This window comes from Microbacterium excoecariae (assembly GCF_011326725.1).
Classification (GTDB): domain Bacteria; phylum Actinomycetota; class Actinomycetes; order Actinomycetales; family Microbacteriaceae; genus Microbacterium; species Microbacterium excoecariae.
In genome coordinates this window covers 1,895,934-1,914,107 of sequence record NZ_JAANCO010000001.1, presented here as the reverse complement: position 1 = coordinate 1,914,107, position 18,174 = coordinate 1,895,934, and the positions used below count along the sequence as shown (strand labels likewise).

Sequence of the window (18,174 nt, the reverse complement as noted above, 5' to 3'; positions counted from 1 at the left end):
GGTGCCCCGGGCCATTGCCGGGTCCGGACCAGCCTACCGCGAGGTGGTTCCCGGGCGGATCCTCGGGGCGCCGGAGGATAGGATCCTTCGCGTGGTCAACTGGTTCTTCTGGCGACGCCCGCGCCCCGTCCGGCGCCTGCGCCTGCGTGCCCGGGGCGAGGTCAGCGACGCCGTGCGGGTGGACTTCGCCGAGCTGGCGCCCGACATCGAGGTGTTTCTCGGCCAGGCCGCCTACCTGCAGCTCGGCTATTTCGAGACGCTCACGCGCCTGATCCGGCGCACGCCCGACCTCGACGAGAAGGACGCGCTCTCGCGGGCGGCGGGGGCCGCGCTGAGCAAGCACCGCGCGTTCGTCGAGCTCGTCCGCGAGCGGGGGGTCGACCCGGCCGAGGCCATGCGCCCCTTTCAGGCGCCGCTCGATGCGTTCCGCGGGAAGACGCTCGGCGCGCGCCCGCGGGAGACCATGCTGACCGTCCACATCACGGCGGGCATGCTGGACGACTTCTATCTCGCGCTCGCGTCGAGCTACGGAGAGACCGGCCGCCGCGCCGCGCGCATCCTTCGCGCCGACCCCGACCGCGACCAGCTCGCCCGCCTCCTCGGCGCGACGATCGAGTCGGATTCCGAGATGCGCGGGCTGCTGTCCATGTGGGCGCGGCGCCTCGTGGGGGACACGCTCCTCGTCGCGCGCGGCGCGCTCCGGCCGACGCGACTCGACGTGGAGGACGAACAGCGCGTCGAGCCCGTCTTCACGGCCCTGTTACAGGCGCACTCGCGGCGGATGGCCGACCTCGGCCTGGCCGCGTAGAGCGGCGCCTCGTCAGGCGACGAAGCCGACGCGACGCGTCTCCTCGACGCCGACCTCGACGAACGCGAGCGCGGAGGACGGGACCACGTAGGTGCGTCCCTTGACGTCGGAGAACGACACGGCGGATCCGGAGGAAATCGCGTCCGCGACCTTCTTCTCGATGTCCGACGCGGTCTCGTTCGACGAGAACGAGAGCTCGCGGCCGGTGTTCATCATGCCGATGCGAATATCCACGGGTCGTGCCTTTCGTCGCCCTGCCCGCCCCGATCGGGGCGCCTGACCACTCTATGGCAGGCCCGGCGCCCCGGCGCCCGCGCACGCTGTGGGCGAACGTTCCGATGACGGCGATGTCGGTGGGGCGTTCTAGCGTGGAGGGCATGGATCACGTCGCGTGGGATCGCCAGCAGCGCTCGGTCATCGACTTGCCCGTCGGGGCGAGCGCCGCGGTCGTGGGAGCGCCGGGGAGCGGGAAGACCGCGGTGCTCGTCGCGCGCGTCGCGCGGCTGGTGGGCGCCGACCCGGCGGCGGTCGGGCCCGACCAGGTGCTCGTGCTCACCCCGACGCGCGCCTCGGCGACGCGCCTGCGCGATCGGCTGGGGCTCGCCGTGCGGAGCGCCACGCCGGGTCCGCTGGCGCGCTCCGTCGGCTCGTTCGCGTTCCAGATCGTGCGGTCCGCGTGCATCGCGGCCGGGCAGCCGGAGCCCGAGCTCCTCACCGGCGCCGAGCAGGACCGCATTCTCGCGACCCTCATCGAGGGCGACATCGAGGACGCGCGGATCTCGTGGCCCGCGCACCTCGGCGTCACGGTGCGCCGCTCGCGCGAGTTTCGATCGGAGCTGCGGGCGATGCTCGACCAGGCGGTCGAGCTCGATGCGACGCGCGACGAGCTCGCGCAGGCGGCCGGCGGCGCGTGGGCGCCCGTGGCCGCGCTCTTCGCAGACTACGCGGACGCGCTCGCGTCCCTGCGCACGAACGCGCGCGACGCGGCCGAGCTGCTCGCCGAGGCCGTGCGCGTCCTCCGCGGGCCGGACCCGCTGCCCTGGCTCTCGCGGCTGCGCGCGGTGCTCGTCGACGACGCGCAGGAACTCACGCGGGGCGGCGTGGCGCTCCTGGCCGCGCTTCGCGCGCGCGGCGTGGCGGTCGTGGCGGCTGGGGATCCGGACATCGCGTCCGGCGCCTTTCGCGGCGTGACGCCCGATCTGTTCGCCGGGCTGGTGCGTGACCTCGGCGACATCCGGGTGCTGCGCAACGCCCATCGCCAGGCCCCCGAGCTCGCGTGGCATGTCCGACGGCTGACGCAGTCGATCGGCGCGGGCGGGACCGTCGAGCACCGCGTCGCTCCCGGACCGGAGCCGGAGGAGGGCGGCCGGGTCTCGGTTCTTCTCGCGCGATCGCGCGCCGACGAGGCCGACAGGATCGCCCGCCGCCTGCGCGAGCTGCACCTGATCGAGGGGGTGCCGTGGGACCGCATCGCCGTCATCGCCCACGACACGCGCCAGATCGTCCAGCTCGACGCGGAGCTCACGGCCCGGGACGTGCCGACGCGCGCCGGCGGATCCCCGCGGCCCCTCGGCGAGGAGCCCGCGGTGCGGCAGATCCTCGAGGTTGTCCAGCTCGGGATGGCGGCGCCCGAGTCGCGCGGCGATGAGGCCCTGATCGACGCGCTCCGGTCGCCGTTCGGCGGCTTTTCGGGCGTCGCGCTCCGCCGCCTTCGCGCCGCGTTGCGGCACCAGGAGCTCGCGCAAGGTGGCACGCGATCCGCGCGCGAGCTGCTCCGCGAAGGCTTCGCCCGGCCGGCGGCCTTCCGGGCGGTGGACACGGCGGAGGGCCGATCGGCCGAGCGCCTCGCGGTGACGCTGCATGAGGTGGCGGCGCAGACCGCGCGCGGTGCGACCATTCACGACCTGCTCTGGCTCGTGTGGGACCGCGCGCGGGGGCTCGACGGGCGCCGCGTGAGCGAGGCGTGGCGCGCCCAGGCGACGGGCTCTGGGCCGACCGCGTCGGAGATGGCGCGGGGGCTGGACGGGCTGGTCGCCCTGTTCGCCGCGGCGAAGCGGTCGATCGAGCGCAACCCGCACGATCGCCCCGCGCGCTTCGTCCGGGAGGTCCTCGAGAGCGACGTCCCCGAAGACACGCTCCTGGCGCCCGAGCGCTGCGCGACCGTCGAGCTGCTCACGCCCGCGAACGCGCTGTCGACCGAGTTCGACACAGTAGTGATCGCCGGGCTGCAGGACGGCGTGTGGCCGAACCTCCGCCCGCGCGGGGGGATGCTCGGATTCTGGCGGCTGGTGGACGCTGTTGCGGCGCTTCGCGCGGGCACCGAGCTCCCGGAGGCCGGCGACGTGCGGGAGCGCCGCCGCGAGGCGCTGCACGACGAGATGCGGCTGTTCGTGCGCGCGGTCTCGCGCGCGCGGTGTCGCCTCATCGTGACGGCGGTCTCCGACGAGGACTCCTCACCCAGCCCGCTCTGCGCCGGGCTTCCTGATCCGACGCCCGCGCGCGACGGCGATGAGTTCCCGCACACGCTGCGCGGCCTGGTCGCGCGCCACCGTCGCACGCTGACGACCTCCGACGACGCGTCTCAGCGCGCCGACGCCGCGGGGCAGCTCGCGGCCCTCGCGCGGGCGGGCGTCCCGGGCGCCGATCGTGAGGAGTGGTACGGGGTGCGCACGGCGACCACCGCGCGCGGGATCCGCGACCCGGATACGGCGGCCGTGCCGGTCTCGCCCTCCCAGATCGACGCGTTCGATACCTGCGGGCTCGAGTGGGCGGTCCGAGCGCTCGGCGGTGACACGGTCACGTCGCCGAGCGCGGGACTCGGGACGATCCTGCACGCCGCGCTCGAGCGCGTGCCGGACGGCGGCATCGAGGCGCTGACCGCTGTCGTCGAGGAGAGATGGGGCGAGCTCGACTTCGAGACCCCGTGGATCGCGGCGGCGGAGCGTCGCCGCATGCACACCTACCTCGCGAGCCTCGACGCCTACCTCCAGCGCACCGGCGCGGAGGGCGGACGTGCCCTCGCCGCGGAGGCGGAGTTCCGGTACGGCGTGGGGTTGGAAAGCGGCGACCTCGTGACGGGAGACGAGGCCAGGGCATCCGGCCACGCCCTGGTGTCCGGCGTCATCGACCGCGTCGAGGAGTATCCGGCCGCGGCAGGGGAGCACGCCCCGGCGCGCGCTCGCGGGTTCGAGGCGATGCGCGCGCGCGGCGGCGCGGCCGCGGGCCGGGTGGTCGTGGCCGATCTCAAGAGCGGGAAGAGCGAGGCCCGCGTGTCGGACGAAAGCGTCGCGGACGATGCCCAGCTCGCGGCCTATCAGCTCGCGGTCGAGGCCGGCCTCATCCCTGGCGCGCCTCCCGAGGCCCTGGCCGGGGCGCGCCTCGTCGTGGTCTCGCGAACACTGAAGGACAGCCCCTACCGCGTGGCGCACCAGCACGCCCTGGCGGGCGAGGCGCGCTCCGCATTCCTCCGCCGCGTCGTCGAGACCGCGCGAGGCATGTCGGCGGCGAGCTTCCGGGCCGCCGTCGGCGACCACTGTCAGAAGGAGAGGCTCGAACCCGTGTGCAGGATCCACACCATCCCGGCGGTCAGCGCGTGAACGGCACGCGCCGGCTTTCCGCCGAGGTGCTCGCCCTGGCGCTGGGGCTCAACCGCCCGACGGTGGAGCAGCGGGCGGTCATCGAGGCCGACCTCGGGCCCGCGCTCGTCGTTGCGGGCGCCGGCAGCGGCAAAACCGAGACCATGTCGGCGCGCGTGATCTGGCTCGTCGCGAACGGCCACGTGCGCGCCGACGAGATCCTCGGCCTGACCTTCACGCGAAAGGCGGCCGGCGAGCTCGCCGACCGGATCACGCGCCGCCTCGAGCAGCTCGACGAGTATGCGCACCGCGGGCTGCTCGACGACCTGGACCGGGTCGTGGCCCACCCCGAGTTCGCGAGAATCGAGGCGGCATCCGAGCCGCAGCGCCCCGCCGTGCGCCGCGAGGTCCTCGATCGCCTGGCGCGCGAGTTCGGCTCGGCGCCGGAGGGAGGCCCCGGAGGGCTGGACGGCCTGCTCGATCGCCCTCGGGTGTCCACGTATAACGCCTTCGCGGACGCGCTCGTCCGCGAGAACGCGGCGCGCATCGGCCGCGATCCTGATGCCGCGATGCTGAGCGCGTCGGCGGCCTGGGTGCTCGCCCGCCAGGTCGCGGTCCGGTCGCAGAACGCCGCGCTCGCCGACGTCGACGCCGCGCTGTCCTCGGTCGCCGACGCGATCCAGCAGCTCGCCGGCGCGCTGCTCGACAACCGTGCCGACCCCGAGGCGGTGCGGCGACATGCCCTGCGGCAGGCGGCGGAGCTGGCCCCGTTCGTGGATCCCGCGATCGCGAACCCGCGGGACTGGGAGCGCGCGCACGCCGCGCTGTCGACCTTGCCCGTCCTGCTCGATCTTGCCGGGGAGTACGCGGAGGAGAAGCGCCGCCGCGGCGTGCTCGACTTCTCCGATCAGGTCTCGGGAGCCCTCGACGTCGTCGACGCGGCCCCCGACGTCGTGGCCCGCCTGCGCGCCGAGCACCGGGTCGTGCTGCTGGACGAATACCAGGACACCTCCGTCCTGCAGACGCGGCTGCTGGCGAGCCTGTTCCACGACAGCGCCGTGATGGCGGTCGGCGACCCCAATCAGGCGATCTATGGGTGGCGCGGGGCGAGCGCCGACAACATCCACGGGTTCGCGCGGGACTTCGCGGCGGATGGACGCGCCCAGCGGTTCGCGCTTCTGACGAGCTGGCGCAACGGGCCGACCGTGCTCGCGGCGGCGAATCGGCTCGTGCGCCCGCTCGCGGAGGACTCGGTTGGCGAGCTCGCGCCCCGCCCGGGCGTGGGCGCCGACGCGGTCGACGTCCGCGTGGAAAAGACCGTGGACGAGGAGGCGCGCGCCGTCGCCGAGTGGTTCCGCGAGCGGCGCGATGCGGCGCCGACGCCGCCCACCGGTGCGGTGCTGTTCCGCACAAAGCGCCACATGCAGACCTTTGCTGACGCCCTCGGCGCGGCGGGGGTGCCGCACCGGATCCTGGGCCTGGGCGGGCTCCTGGGGCTTCCCGAGGTCGCCGATGTGGTGGCCGCTCTGCGCGTGCTGCACGATCCCTCGCAGGGATCCGCGCTGATTCGGATTCTCGTCGGGCCGCGGTTCGCGGTCGGTCTCGCCGATATGGCCGCCCTCTACGACCTGGGGCGCGAGCTCGCGCGGCGCGATCAGGGCCTCGCGCCCCTGCCCGCCGACCTCCGCGATCGGGTGCGGAGCTCGGCGGGCGTGGACGAGCAGGTCTCGATCGTCGACGCGCTCGACGCCGTGCGCACGCTGCGCGACGACTATCGCCTGCTGGCCGGCTTCACCCCCGAGGGGCGGGAGCGTCTGCGCGAGTCGGCGGCGATGTTCGACCGGCTCCGGCGCGCGGCCGGCCAGCCGCTGCCCGACCTCCTGCGGATGATCGAGCACGAGCTGTTGCTCGATATCGAGCTCGCCGCGAACGAATCGCGCGGCCCGGCCCGCGGCGCCGACACGCAGCTGCGCGCGTTCGCGGACGAGGTGCGCGCCTTCCTCGCGGTCGACGAGCGGGGCACGATCGGCAGCGTGCTCGCCTGGCTGGAGCACGCGGAGAAGGCCGGAGACCTGGCCCCGCGCACCGAACCGCCCGAGCCTGGCGTCGTCCAGCTCCTGACCATCCACGGGTCGAAGGGGCTCGAATGGGACGCCGTGGCCGTCGTACGCCTGGTGGAGGGGGAAACGCCCAGCGCCCCGCAGTCGGTGCTGGGGGGATTTCGCTTCGGAGAGCTCCCCACCCCGTTCCGCGGCGACGCCGCCGCACTGCCGCGCTTTACCTGGATCCCCGCGTCCGTCCCGGCGGACGCCGCGGGCAAGCGCGCGGCGCAGAAGGAGCTGAAGGCGGCGTTCGAGGACTTCAAAGCGGCGAACCGGGAGCACCTCGGCGACGAGGAGCGTCGCCTGGCCTACGTGGCGGTGACGCGCGCGCGCGAGGCGCTCCTGTTGTCGGCCTCCCGCTGGTCGGGCGGGAGTCGTTCCCGAGAGGCGAGCCGATTTCTCCTCGAGATCCTCCAGGAGCTCGGTCGGGGCGAACTCCCGCCCGCCCACCCCGAGGAGTCGAATCCATACGAGGGCGCGGGGGAGCACGTCGCCTGGCCGCTCGACCCCCTCGGGGCGCGCGCCGAGCGGGTGCGCAGGGCCGCCGCCGAGGTCGCCGCGGCGCCCGCGGCGCCGCCGTCGCCGGAGCTCGCGGCGCTGCTCGCGGAACGGGCGGAGGCCGCTCTGGGCGCGCGGGGCGAGGTGCCGCTGCGCGTGGCCGCGTCGAAGTTCAAGGACTTCGCGACCGACTTCCGAGGAACGTTGGACGAGCTGCTGCGGCCGATGCCCGAGCGGCCCTACCGCCAGACCCGGCTGGGCACGCTGTTTCACCAGTGGGTCGAGGAGCGCTCGCGCGTATCGGGGGCGCCGCGCGGCGCGGACGACGCCCTCTGGGAGATCGACGAGGACGAGGCCGACGCGCCGGGAGCCGCACGGGCGGCGTCGCCGGAGGACGAGCGATCCCTCGCGCGCCTGCGCGCGATCTTCGAGCGCAGCGAGTGGGCGGACCTCCAACCGCTCGAGGTGGAAACGGAGGTCGACTTCACGCTCGACCTTGAGGGAACCGGGCCGCGGGTGATCATCTGCAAGCTCGACGCGGTCTACCGGCGAGAGGATCGCGGCGGCCGCATCGAGATCGTCGACTGGAAGACGGGGCGCGCGCCCGCGACGCCCGCCGAGCGGGAGGATCGCATGCTCCAGCTTGGCCTCTACCGGCTCGCGTACCACCGCCGGCACGGCGTGCCGCTTGCGGACATCGACGTCGCCCTGTTCTACGTGGCCGACGAGTTGGTGCTCCGGGACGACCAGCCGCTCAGCGAGGCAGAACTCGTCACGCGGTGGCGGAGCGCGCGGGGCGAGGCTATCGAGCGGTAGCCCCGTCGTCGGGCGAGGCGAGCGGCTGGGTCTCGTCCGACGCGCCCGCCTCCAGCGGCTGCGTGTCGTCTGATCCGGCACCGCCGCGCGCGGGCGCCGCATCCCAGCGCTCGTCGGCGTGGAGCGAGAGCTCCTCCGGGTCGAACGCGTCCGTGTGAATCGACGTGTCGGCAGCCTCGCGCGGGCCGCGCGGGACGCGGTCGAGGAGCGCGATTGCCTCGCTCACGTCCGCGCCGCCGGCGCTCTCCAGGTCCGCGAGGAGCGGGTCATCCCCGATGCCGCCGGAGAGCGCATCCAGCAGGCCGGCGGCATCCTCGATGACGGCGGCGTCGTGGCTCTCGATGCCGTGCACGAGCCAGCGCGCGAACTCGAGCTCGGCGTGGAGCCGGGCGCGGGTCCGGAGGGCGCGATCGGGAGACCGCGCGGACGAGGACCGGTACGCCGCGAACACGTCGTGCGCCGCGTGGGGAGCGGACTCCGTCCAGTGCAGATCGAGGGCGGGGTCGCCCATCTGCAGTCCCTGCCAGTCGAGGAGACCGACGACTCGCGGGACGCCGTGCGCGTCGTCACGGAAGACAAACGACGTCGCGTGCGCACCGCCGAGGGTGACGGCGCTCTCGTATCCCCACAGGCGCTCGTCCTCCACGGCCTCGCGCCAGCGCACCATGAGGCGCACCGGCACGCGGCCCGAGCGCCCCACGACGTCGAGGAGGCGCTCCAGCGCGTCCCGCGCCTCGCGGGGGCCGCGCTCGGGGAGCCCGGCCGCGCGTACGACGGACGGCGGCAGGGCGTGCAGCGCGGCTAGCGCGGTGCCCATCTCGACCGCCACGCCGCGGCCGGCCGGAACCTGCGCGGCGTCCACCTGGTACCCGTCGAGATAGCTCGTCACGACGACGCGCCCCGCGTCCTCGAGCGGCGCCGTGCCGGCGATCTCCGCGGCGGCGAAGGGGAGCAGGTCCCGAACGCCGGGCGTCAGGGCGCGGAGCGCGAGCAGCTGGGCCTCCGCGTCATGCGCGGCCGCCGCATCGGTCGGGACGCGCACCACGAGCTCCTGCCCGGACGCGAGGGTAAGGACCGCCGAATCGAAGCGACCGGATCCGCCGGCGGTGAGCGCGCGAGCCCCCCTGATGTCCACGTCCGGCAGGGCGGTCGTGGCCATCGCGGCTAGAGTGAGGGGGGAGCGTGCCATGCCGCCCAGACTAGGTTGCGGCGGCCGCCTCGGGCGCCACGCCACGCCCCAGAGAGAGGGAGTCGATGACGGTTCAGATGCCGGACGTTCGCGTCGATGCCTCTGCGGCGGAGCGCACCGACGAGGGCCTGCTCGCGCGGCTACGCGCGGGCGGCGATGCACGGGTCGTCGTGGTCTCGGGGGACGCGCTCGCGCTCGCGACAGACCGCGACGCGCTCGAGCTCGTGCCGGTCGGCGCCGCGCCCGCGGGCGCCACGTGGGCGTTCCTCGGGCGCGCGGAGGACGGCAACGCGGTTCTCCTCGCGGCTGTGCCCGCCGGTGCGGAGGCCCCCTCGGGCACGCGGTGGGGGGCGTTCCGCGACGTTGGCGCTCGGCTCGCGCCGGGGGCGACCGACCTCGCCGTCTCCGCCGTCGCTCTCGCGCGATGGCACGTCGCGGCGCCGTTCTGCCCCGCGTGCGGCGCCCTCACGAGGTTCGAGACCGCGGGCTGGTCCCGGCGCTGCTCGGGCTGCGGCCGGGAGCACTTTCCGCGCACGGATCCGGCCGTCATCGTCGCGGTGTCCCGCGCGGACGATGAGGCGCTGCTGCTCGGGGCGAACGCCGCGTGGGGCGGTCGCATGTATTCCTGCTTCGCGGGCTTCGTGGAGGCGGGCGAGACTGCGGAGCAGGCGGTGCACCGCGAGCTCGCCGAGGAGGCGGGGATCCGCGTGCGCGACGTGCGCTATGTCGCCTCGCAGGCCTGGCCCTATCCGCGATCGCTCATGCTGGGGTTTCACGCCACGGTGGTCGACGCGGGCGAGGCCCGCGAGGACGGCGAGGAGATCGTCGCGCTGCGGTGGTTCTCGCGCGAGGAGGTCGCGCGCGGGCTGCGCGGCGAGGGCGACGTGGCCCTGCCGGGCGGCGTGTCCGTCGCGCACCGGCTGATTCGCGCCTGGCACGATCGTGCCGCCTCCGCGTCGTGACGGCGCTCGAGGGGCTCGACCCGCGCCAGCGCGAGGCGGCGGAGATCGTGCGCGGGCCGGTGGCCGTCCTGGCCGGCGCGGGGACCGGGAAGACGCGCGTCATCACGCACCGCATCGCGCACGGGGTGGAGGAGGGGGTCTTCACCCCCCAGCGGGTCCTCGCGCTGACGTTCACGTCGAAGGCCGCGGGGGAGTTGCGCGGGCGCCTGCGCGCCATGGGCGTCGTGGGCGTCCAGGCGAAGACCTTCCACGCGGCCGCGCTCGCGCAGCTGAACTATTTCTGGCCGACGGTGGCGGGGGACACCGCCCCGACGATCGTCGACAACAAGGTGCGCCTGCTCGCGCACGCCGCCGATGCGCTGCGGATCCGCCCCGACACGAACACGCTGCGCGATATCGCCGCGCAGATCGAGTGGCGCAAGGTGACGATGCGGACCCTCGAGGAGTATCGCGTGCTGGGGCGCTCGGTCGGCCCCGTGCGGGGCGACGCGCTGATCGACCTGATGGCTGCCTACGAGAAGCTCAAGGATGAGCGACGACAGCTCGATTTCGAGGATGTGCTCCTCGCGTGCGCGGGCATGATCGAGTCGGAGCCGCGGGTCGCGCTCGCGATCCGGGAACAGTACCGGCATTTCACGGTGGACGAGTTCCAGGACGTGTCCCCGCTGCAGAACCGACTCCTGGAGCTCTGGCTGGGGACGCGCCGGGACATCTGCGTCGTCGGCGACGCCAGCCAGACCATCTACTCGTTCGCGGGGGCGGAGGCCCGCTTCCTGCTTGAGTTCGGCACCCGCTTCCCCGATGCCACCGTCGTGCGGCTCGAGACGAACTATCGGTCGGCCGCCCCGATCCTGGACGTCGCCAACGCGCTGATGCGCGGGAGGCCCGGCGCGCTACGCCTGTCGCCGGGGCCGAACGCGCCCGCGGATCCCGTCCCCCCGCGCGTCGCGGCGTACGGCAGCGACGACGAGGAGGCGGCGGGCGTCGCTGGCCGCGTGCGCTCCCTTGTCGCGGGCGGCGTGCCGGCGAGCGAGATCGCCGTGCTGTATCGGTCTCACGGGCAGTCGGCGGCCGTGCAGCAGGCGCTGGCGCGCGCCGGCGTGGCGACGACGGTGCTCGGCGGTCGGCGGTTCTTCGACATGCCGGAGGTGCGTCAGGCCATCATGGCCATCCGCGCGGCGGCCGTGGCGCCGAGCTCGGGTACGTTCGCGGAGACCGTGCGCGACGTCCTGCGCGGCCTCGGTCACACCGACGAGCCGCCGGAGGCGGGCGGCGCCCTCCGCGATGCGTGGGAGGCGCGCGAGGCGATCCTTGCGCTCGCGCGAGCGGCCGGGGACGGTGCGAGCCTGCGCGCCTTCGCCGACGATCTCCTGGCGCGCGCGAAGGACCAGCACGAGCCGCAGCTGGCGACCGTCACCCTGTCGACGATGCACGCCGCGAAGGGCCTCGAATGGCCCCACGTCTTCATCGTCGGGTTCGCCGAGGGCCTCATGCCGATCTCCTACGCGCAGGGCCTGGAGGCGGTGGACGAGGAGCGGCGGCTCGCCTACGTGGGGATCACGCGGGCGGAGCGCTCGCTGTCGTTGTCCTGGGCCGCGGGCGGGCGAGGGGGGCGGGCTCCGTCCCGGTTCGCCGCGGAGATTGGCAGAGACACTCTGGGTGAGGAGCGTGCGAGCGCCACGTCCGGCGCTCGGCCGTCACGCTGACGGAGCGGGATCGGGGCGGTGCGGCCGCGCCGTCGCGGAGCAGGGCGACGGCGTGCGACCCCGCGACGGACCCGAGCGTGCGCGTGAGTGCCGCGCCCGGTGCGCGCGAGAGGAGCTGGGCCGCGAGCCGCGGCCACGCGGCGTCGCGGCCCCGGGCGTGCTCCCACAGGCACGAGAGGCAGGCCGTGACGCCCGGCCGGACGAGCGGACCGATCTCGGCGCGGCGGGGCGCGAGGGCGACCGGCAGGTGCGCGATGTCGTGGGCCATCAGCTCGTGCGCCAGGTGCGGCGGAACGATCTCCGCGCACACGATCAGCGCGACGCGGTCGGGCCGTGCGGTCGCCGCGCCGATCGTCGCGCGGACGGGCGCGTAGCCGCCGTCGGCGAGAGCCCCGCACACGCCGAGCACGGCATCGTGCGACACGGAGTCCGCCGCGAGGACGTGCACGGCCGGATCCGGGCGCACCTCGCGGAGGGCGGGGCCGACGGTCGTCAGGAATTCGGCGACGCCTGCCGCGTCGCCGCCGAATGCGGCCGCGACCCCCGCCACGCGCTCGCCCGGCACGCCTCGGGCGAGCGCATCGAGCATCTCGAGCTGCCAGGACGGCGGATCGACGAGAACGGCGACCGCCGGCCGGGCGCCGAGCTGCACGGTGCGTTCGTCGCGCCAGAGAAGCGCGAAGGCCGGGTCGATCTGCAGCATCGCCATGCCGAGATTCTGCCGTCTCCGGCGGGGCCGTGCGCGTTATCCACAGCGCACCCCGCCGACGAGCGCGGCGTCCCCGGCCCAGGACCGGGAAGCGTTCAGGAGAAAGACACGCCCTACACGGGACGAGGGCCCTCGCCCGTCTCGTCCTGATCGTCGCTCTCGTCCGAGCCGGCCGCCTCGGCGAGTAGCCGGTCGAGCGCGTCGTCCATCTCGTCGCGCGGCGCGCTGTCGCCGCGGAGGGAGGCCTCGAGGCGCGCGATGAGCGCGGTCGGGTCGTCGATGTCTTCGGGGGTGGGGACGAGGTCGGGGTAGTCCCAGAGCGCGTCGCGCGCGGACGCGCCGACCGCGTCTCCGACGGCGCGCCACATGGCCGCGGCCTCGCGCAGGCGACGCGGTCGCAGCTCGAGACCCACGAGAGCGGCCAGCGCGTCTTCGGCGGGACCGCCCGCGGCGCGCCGCCGTCGCGTGACCTCCGCGATGCGGTCGAGGCTGGGGACCCGCGAGGTTGCGTCCGCGGCGACGACGTCGACCCACCCCTCGACGAGCGCGAGCATGTGCTCCAACCGCGCGAGGGCGGCGCGCTGGGCGTCGGTTTGCTGGGGGAGGAGCGCGCCGGACTGCAGGGCACCCTGCAACTCTTCGGGGTGCGACGGGTCGAAGCGAGTCGCGAGGTCCTCGAGCGCGTCCGTGTCCACGTGGATCCCGCGCGCGAAATCCGTCACCTGGCTCATGACGCCAAGGCGGAGCCAGCGCGCGTGCTTGAACAGCCGCGCGTGCGCGAGCTCGCGCGCCGCGAAGTACAGGGCGAGCTGGTCGTCCGGGATCTCGAGGCCGTCGCCGAGGTCGGCGAAGTTCTGCGGCAGGATCGCCGCCATGCCCGCGGGGAGGAGAGGGATGCCGACGTCGCCGCCCGAGACGACCTCGAGCGACAGGCGCCCGACGACCTGCCCGAGCTGGGTCGCGAAGAGGGATCCGCCGACGGCGCGGAGCATGCGCTGGGCGCCCTGGATCATGCCCTCCATCTCTTCGGGCGCCTGCGCGCTCAGCGCGCCGGTCAGCGCGTCCGCGATGCTCGTCGCCACGGGCTCGGCGAGCTCCTGCCACACCGCGAGGGTCTGCTCGACCCACTCGCCCCGGGTGAAGACGCGCGGCGTCTCACCCGTGGCGTCGAGCGCGGTCGCCTCGCTCAGCCACAGGTCGGCGAGCTGGAACGCCTGCCCGAGATCGGCGCGCTGCGTCGAGGCGATGCCGCGGCTCGACTGATTCGCGAGGTGGAGCGCGCCCACGCGCGTGGCGCCCCAGTCGATGCCCTCCGAGGCGCCGCTCATGGCGCCCTGCAGCGCGCCCATCATCTGCTGCAGCATCGCCGGGTCGACGCCCATGCGCCCCAGCTGCTCGGGGTCGATGCCGGAGGCGCCGAAGGGGGAGGCACCGTCGGCGCCGCCGAGGAGGCGCCGCAGCATCTCCTGGAAGTCGTCGTCGGGGGTGTTCTCGTCGCTCACGTCAGCCGCCTTTCCGTCGCGCTCTCAGCGCGCCATGTGCGATCACGTCCTACGCTAATCGGACGCGTCCCCCGACAGGCGGCTTCTCGCCGCCGGCGTCTTACGCCCCCCGCGAACGAGCGCGGCGAGCGACCGGGCGGCGCGCGAAAGGAGCTCCGTGACCGAGCACAGGGTCGACACCGCCACCGACGCCGATTCCCCCGGCTCCCGTTCGTCTCGCCGAGGCTCGTCGCGCCTCGCGCGCGGCGTCGCGTGGCTCGCGGCGGCGCTCGTCGCGCTTGTCGTCATGAGCTTCCTGCCGACCGACTACGTCGTCCAGCAGCCGGGTCCCGTTTACAACACGATCGGCGAGGTCGACATGGGCGACGGGGAGGCCGTGCCGCTCATCGAGGTCGACGGCGCGGAGACCTACCCCACCGAGGGCGCGCTGGACCTCACGACGGTGCAGGTCGTCGGTAACCGCGAGCATCGCCTGTCCTGGGTGGAGCTCGCGCTCGCGTGGGGGAACCCGTCGCGCGCAATCCTTCCGCTTGACTCCGTCTATCCCGAGGGCGTCACGACCGAGGAGCGCGACGAGCAGAACGCCGCCCTCATGACGGACTCGCAGGGCCAGGCGGCCGCGGCGGCGCTCACCCAGCTCGGCTACGAGGTCCCCGCCGACATCCGGGTCGCGGCGTTCGCGGAGGACGCGCCGGCCGAAGGGATCCTCGCGGTCGACGACCGGATCGTCGCCGCGAACGGCCAGGAGCTCGCCGACGTGTCCGAGCTGCAGGAGATCATCGGCGCGGGTGAGGGGGATCCGGTCGAGCTGACGATTGAGCGCGACGGCGCCCGCGCGAGCGAGACGATCACGCCCGTCGAGCGCGACGGCGCGTGGATTATCGGCGTCAGCCTCAGCACGACCTACGACCTCCCCGTCGACGTCACGATCCAGCTGGACAACGTGGGCGGCCCGAGCGCCGGGACGATGTTCGCGCTCGGCATCATCGACGTCCTCACCCCCGAGGAGCTCACGGGCGGCGAGCCGATTGCCGGCACCGGCACGATCACCGCGACGGGCGAGGTCGGCCCGATCGGCGGGATCCGGCAGAAGCTCTACGGCGCGCGCGACGCCGGCGCGGAGTACTTCCTCGCGCCCGAGGAGAACTGCGACGAGGTCGTCGGCCACGTACCGTCGGGGTTGCAGGTCGTGCGCGTCGGAACCCTCGACGACGCCCTCGCGGCCGTGGACGCGATCGCCGCCGGGGCGCCGGAGGACCTGCCGGCCTGCGCGGCGGAGTAGCCGGCGCGGATCCGCGGGCCCCGCTCCCACGTAGGATGGAAGCGTGACCACGAACTCGACGCAGAACTCGGCCACATCGTCCTCCCCGACTAGGCGCATCGTCATCGCGACGGTCGTCACGATTGCCGTGCTTCTCGCGGTGCTGTTCGGGATGGCGAACCTCTACACGGACCTGCTGTGGTTCCGTCAGCTGGGCTTCAGCTCAGTCCTGACGACCCAGTGGATCGCCCGGGTGGTGATGTTCGTGGTCGGGTTCGTGGGCATGGCGGTGCCGCTGTGGGTGGCGATCAACCTGGCCTACCGCATGCGACCCGTGTACGCGCGTCTGAGCTCGCAGCTGGATCGCTACCAGGAGGTCGTGGAGCCGCTCCGGCGCCTCGGCATGTGGGGCATCCCCGTCCTGTTCGGCTTCTTCGCCGGCTTCGCCACGTCCGCGCAGTGGGAGACCACCTGGATGTGGCTCAACGGCGTGGCGTCGGGCGAGACCGACGCCCAGTTCGGGCTCGACACGTCGTTCTACCTGTTCGACCTGCCTTTCTGGCAGGGCCTCGTCGGCTTCGCCTCGGGCGTCGTGATCATTTCGCTGCTGCTGACCGCGCTCGTGTGCTACCTCTACGGTTCCGTCCGCGTCGGCCAGGGCGAGCTCAGCATCTCGCGCCCCGCGCGGATCCAGCTCGCCGTGACGGCTGGCCTGTACCTGCTTCTGCAGGCGGTGAGCATCTGGCTCGACCGCTTCGCGTCGCTCGTCACGCCGCAGGGCCGCATCACCGGCCCCGACTACGTCGCGGCCAACGCGCTCATCCCGGGCCAGACGATCCTCGCGGTCGTCGCGGCGCTCGTGGCCGTGCTGTTCCTCATCACGGCCTGGCTCGGTCGCTGGCGCTACCCGCTCGTGGCGACGGGCCTGCTCATCGTGACCTCGCTCGTGGTCACCGTCGGCCTGCCCTGGGGCGTGCAGACCTTCCAGGTCACGCCGAACGAGCGCGCGCTGCAGCTCGAGTACTACCAGCGCAACGTCGACGCGACGCGCGCCGCATACGACCTCGACGGCATCGAGACGACCGACTACACGGCCCAGACCACGGTCGAGCAGGGCCAGCTGCGCGACGACGCCGCGACGACCGCGTCGCTGCGCCTGATGGATCCGGCCATCATCAGCCCGACGGTTCAGCAGCTGCAGCAGTACCGGCCGTACTACGGCTTCCAGGAGACCCTCGACGTCGACCGCTACGAGATCGACGGCGAGATGCAGGACACCGTCGTCTCGCTGCGCGAGCTCGACCTGTCGGGCCTCGGATCCGACGCCCAGAGCTGGGTCAACACGACGATGACCTACACGCACGGCTACGGCATGGTCGCCGCCAAGGGCAACGAGCGCACCGGCGAGGGCGAGCCCGTCTTCATCGAGGGCGACATCCCGTCCTCGGGCTTCCTCACGGAGGAGGACTACGAGCCGCGTATCTACTTCGGCGAGCAGTCGCCCACGTACTCGATCGTCGGCGCGCCCGAGGGTGCTGAGCCGGTGGAGCTCGACTACGCGACGGGATCCGGCGAGGAGAACCAGACGCGCACGACCTTCGAGGGCGACGGCGGCCCGAGCGTCGGGAGCTACTTCCACCGCCTGCTCTACGCGCTGAAGTTCCAGTCGGAGCAGATCCTGTTCTCGGACCAGATCAACGCCGACTCGCAGATCCTCTACGACCGCGACCCGGCCGAGCGCGTGCAGAAGGTCGCGCCGTACCTGACGCTCGACAGCGACCCGTACCCGAGCGTCGTCGACGGCCGCATCGTGTGGATCATCGACGGGTACACGACGAGCGCGACCTACCCGTACTCCACGCAGACGAGCCTGTCACAGGCGATCAGCGACTCGTCGAACCCGCAGCCGAACCTCCTCATCGACGACGTGAACTACATTCGCAACTCGGTGAAGGCGACGGTCGACGCGTACGACGGATCCGTGACGCTCTACGCGTGGGACGACGAGGACCCGGTGCTCGAGACGTGGCAGAACATCTACCCGGCGACCATCGAGCCCATCAGCGAGATGTCGGGCGACCTCATGAGCCACGTGCGCTACCCGACCGACCTGTTCAAGGTGCAGCGTTCGATGCTCGGGACCTATCACGTCGACACCGCGAACGCGTTCTATCAGCGCGACAACGCGTGGGAGACGCCGGCGGATCCGACGAACAACGACGAGCTCCAGCCGCCGTACTACCTGACGATGCAGATGCCGGGCCAGGACGACCCGACGTTCTCGATGTTCACCACCTTCATCCCGGAGGGCGGCGAGCGCCAGGTGCTCATGGGGTACCTCTCGGTCGATTCAAACGCGGGCGACGAGGAGGGCACGGTGCGCGACGACTACGGCACGCTCCGGATGCTCGAGATCTCGTCGGCCAGCACCGTTCCCGCGCCGGGCCAGGTGCAGAACAACTTCGACTCGAACCAGGAGATCGCCCAGCAGCTGAACGTGCTGCAGATCGGTGACTCCAACGTCAGCCTGGGCAACCTGCTGACGCTCCCCGTCGGCGACGGGTTGCTGTACATGCAGCCCGTGTACGTGCAGTCCTCGCGCGACACCTCCTACCCGCTGCTGCGCAAGGTGCTGGTGGCGTTCGGCGACGAGCTCGCGTTCGAGGACACCCTCGCGGAGGCGCTGGACGCGCTGTTCGGCGGCGACTCCGGCGCCGAGACGGGCGACGAGGACATCACCCCCGTCGACCCCGAGACGGGGGAGGAGACGACCGACGAGGGGACAACGGACGAGGGCGCGACCGACGAGGGAGCCACGGACGAGGGATCCACGGACGAGGGATCCACGGATCAGCCTGCCCCGCCGTCGACCGACACGTACGAGCAGGCGCTGGCCGACGCGCAGGAGGCGCTCTCGGCCAAGCAGCAGGCGCTCGCGGACGACGACATGGTCGCCTACGCGCAGGCCGACGAGCAGTTGACGGACGCGATCGAGCGCCTGCTCGAGCTGTCGGAGTAGTCCGCCGCACGACACAGGGCCCTCCGC

The 18,174-nt window shown here is 73.4% G+C and carries 10 protein-coding genes; 7 read left to right on the top strand and 3 right to left on the bottom strand.

The window, feature by feature from the left end; translation table 11 throughout:
- Window positions 1-91 precede the first annotated feature (91 nt).
- Window positions 92-808 (top strand): ferritin-like fold-containing protein, encoded by a 717-nt coding sequence (locus tag G8E01_RS08920; RefSeq protein ID WP_166318692.1) that lies wholly within the window; start codon window positions 92-94, stop codon window positions 806-808.
- A 12-nt stretch (window positions 809-820) separates the two neighbouring features.
- Here the strand turns inward: G8E01_RS08920 and G8E01_RS08915 are convergent, their stop codons facing one another.
- Window positions 821-1,042 carry a DUF3107 domain-containing protein gene (locus G8E01_RS08915; protein WP_338100775.1) on the bottom strand — a complete coding sequence of 74 codons (222 nt, stop codon included), beginning with the start codon at window positions 1,040-1,042 and terminating at the stop codon, window positions 821-823.
- Window positions 1,043-1,185: 143 nt separating this feature from the next.
- Between G8E01_RS08915 and G8E01_RS08910 the strand changes: the two genes are divergently transcribed.
- A complete protein-coding gene (locus G8E01_RS08910) occupies window positions 1,186-4,404 on the top strand; it encodes an ATP-dependent helicase (protein ID WP_166318689.1) in 3,219 nt (1,072 codons plus the stop codon).
- The gene (locus G8E01_RS08905) at window positions 4,368-7,799 is read left to right on the top strand and encodes an ATP-dependent DNA helicase (protein ID WP_338100774.1); all 3,432 of its coding nucleotides are present in this window, start codon (window positions 4,368-4,370) and stop codon (window positions 7,797-7,799) included. Before G8E01_RS08910 ends, G8E01_RS08905 begins: the two co-directional genes overlap by 37 nt.
- On the opposite strand, the gene G8E01_RS08900 is transcribed toward G8E01_RS08905, so the two are convergent.
- A complete protein-coding gene (locus G8E01_RS08900; RefSeq protein WP_166318686.1) occupies window positions 7,786-8,988 on the bottom strand; it encodes a phosphotransferase in 1,203 nt (400 codons plus the stop codon). The two genes, G8E01_RS08905 and G8E01_RS08900, sit on opposite strands and share 14 nt — an antisense overlap.
- Before the next feature lie 65 nt (window positions 8,989-9,053).
- On the opposite strand from G8E01_RS08900, the gene nudC reads away from it, so the two are divergent.
- Both nudC and G8E01_RS08890 read left to right on the top strand, forming a co-directional pair.
- On the top strand, window positions 9,054-9,950 hold the full coding sequence (gene nudC, locus G8E01_RS08895) for an NAD(+) diphosphatase (RefSeq protein WP_166318683.1): 897 nt from the start codon (window positions 9,054-9,056) through the stop codon (window positions 9,948-9,950).
- A complete protein-coding gene (locus tag G8E01_RS08890) occupies window positions 9,947-11,656 on the top strand; it encodes a UvrD-helicase domain-containing protein (protein WP_166318680.1) in 1,710 nt (569 codons plus the stop codon). Before nudC ends, G8E01_RS08890 begins: the two co-directional genes overlap by 4 nt.
- An 822-nt stretch (window positions 11,657-12,478) precedes the next feature.
- On the opposite strand, the gene G8E01_RS08885 is transcribed toward G8E01_RS08890, so the two are convergent.
- A complete protein-coding gene (locus G8E01_RS08885) occupies window positions 12,479-13,867 on the bottom strand; it encodes a zinc-dependent metalloprotease (protein ID WP_166318677.1) in 1,389 nt (462 codons plus the stop codon).
- Window positions 13,868-14,024: 157 nt separating this feature from the next.
- Here G8E01_RS08885 and G8E01_RS13055 point away from each other — a divergent pair, with 157 nt between their 5' ends.
- A complete protein-coding gene (locus tag G8E01_RS13055) occupies window positions 14,025-15,149 on the top strand; it encodes a S16 family serine protease (RefSeq protein ID WP_166318675.1) in 1,125 nt (374 codons plus the stop codon).
- A 43-nt stretch (window positions 15,150-15,192) separates the two neighbouring features.
- Complete coding sequence (locus tag G8E01_RS08875; protein WP_166318672.1) at window positions 15,193-18,147, top strand: UPF0182 family protein; 2,955 nt, start codon at window positions 15,193-15,195, stop codon at window positions 18,145-18,147.
- The last annotated feature ends 27 nt before the right edge of the window (window positions 18,148-18,174 follow it).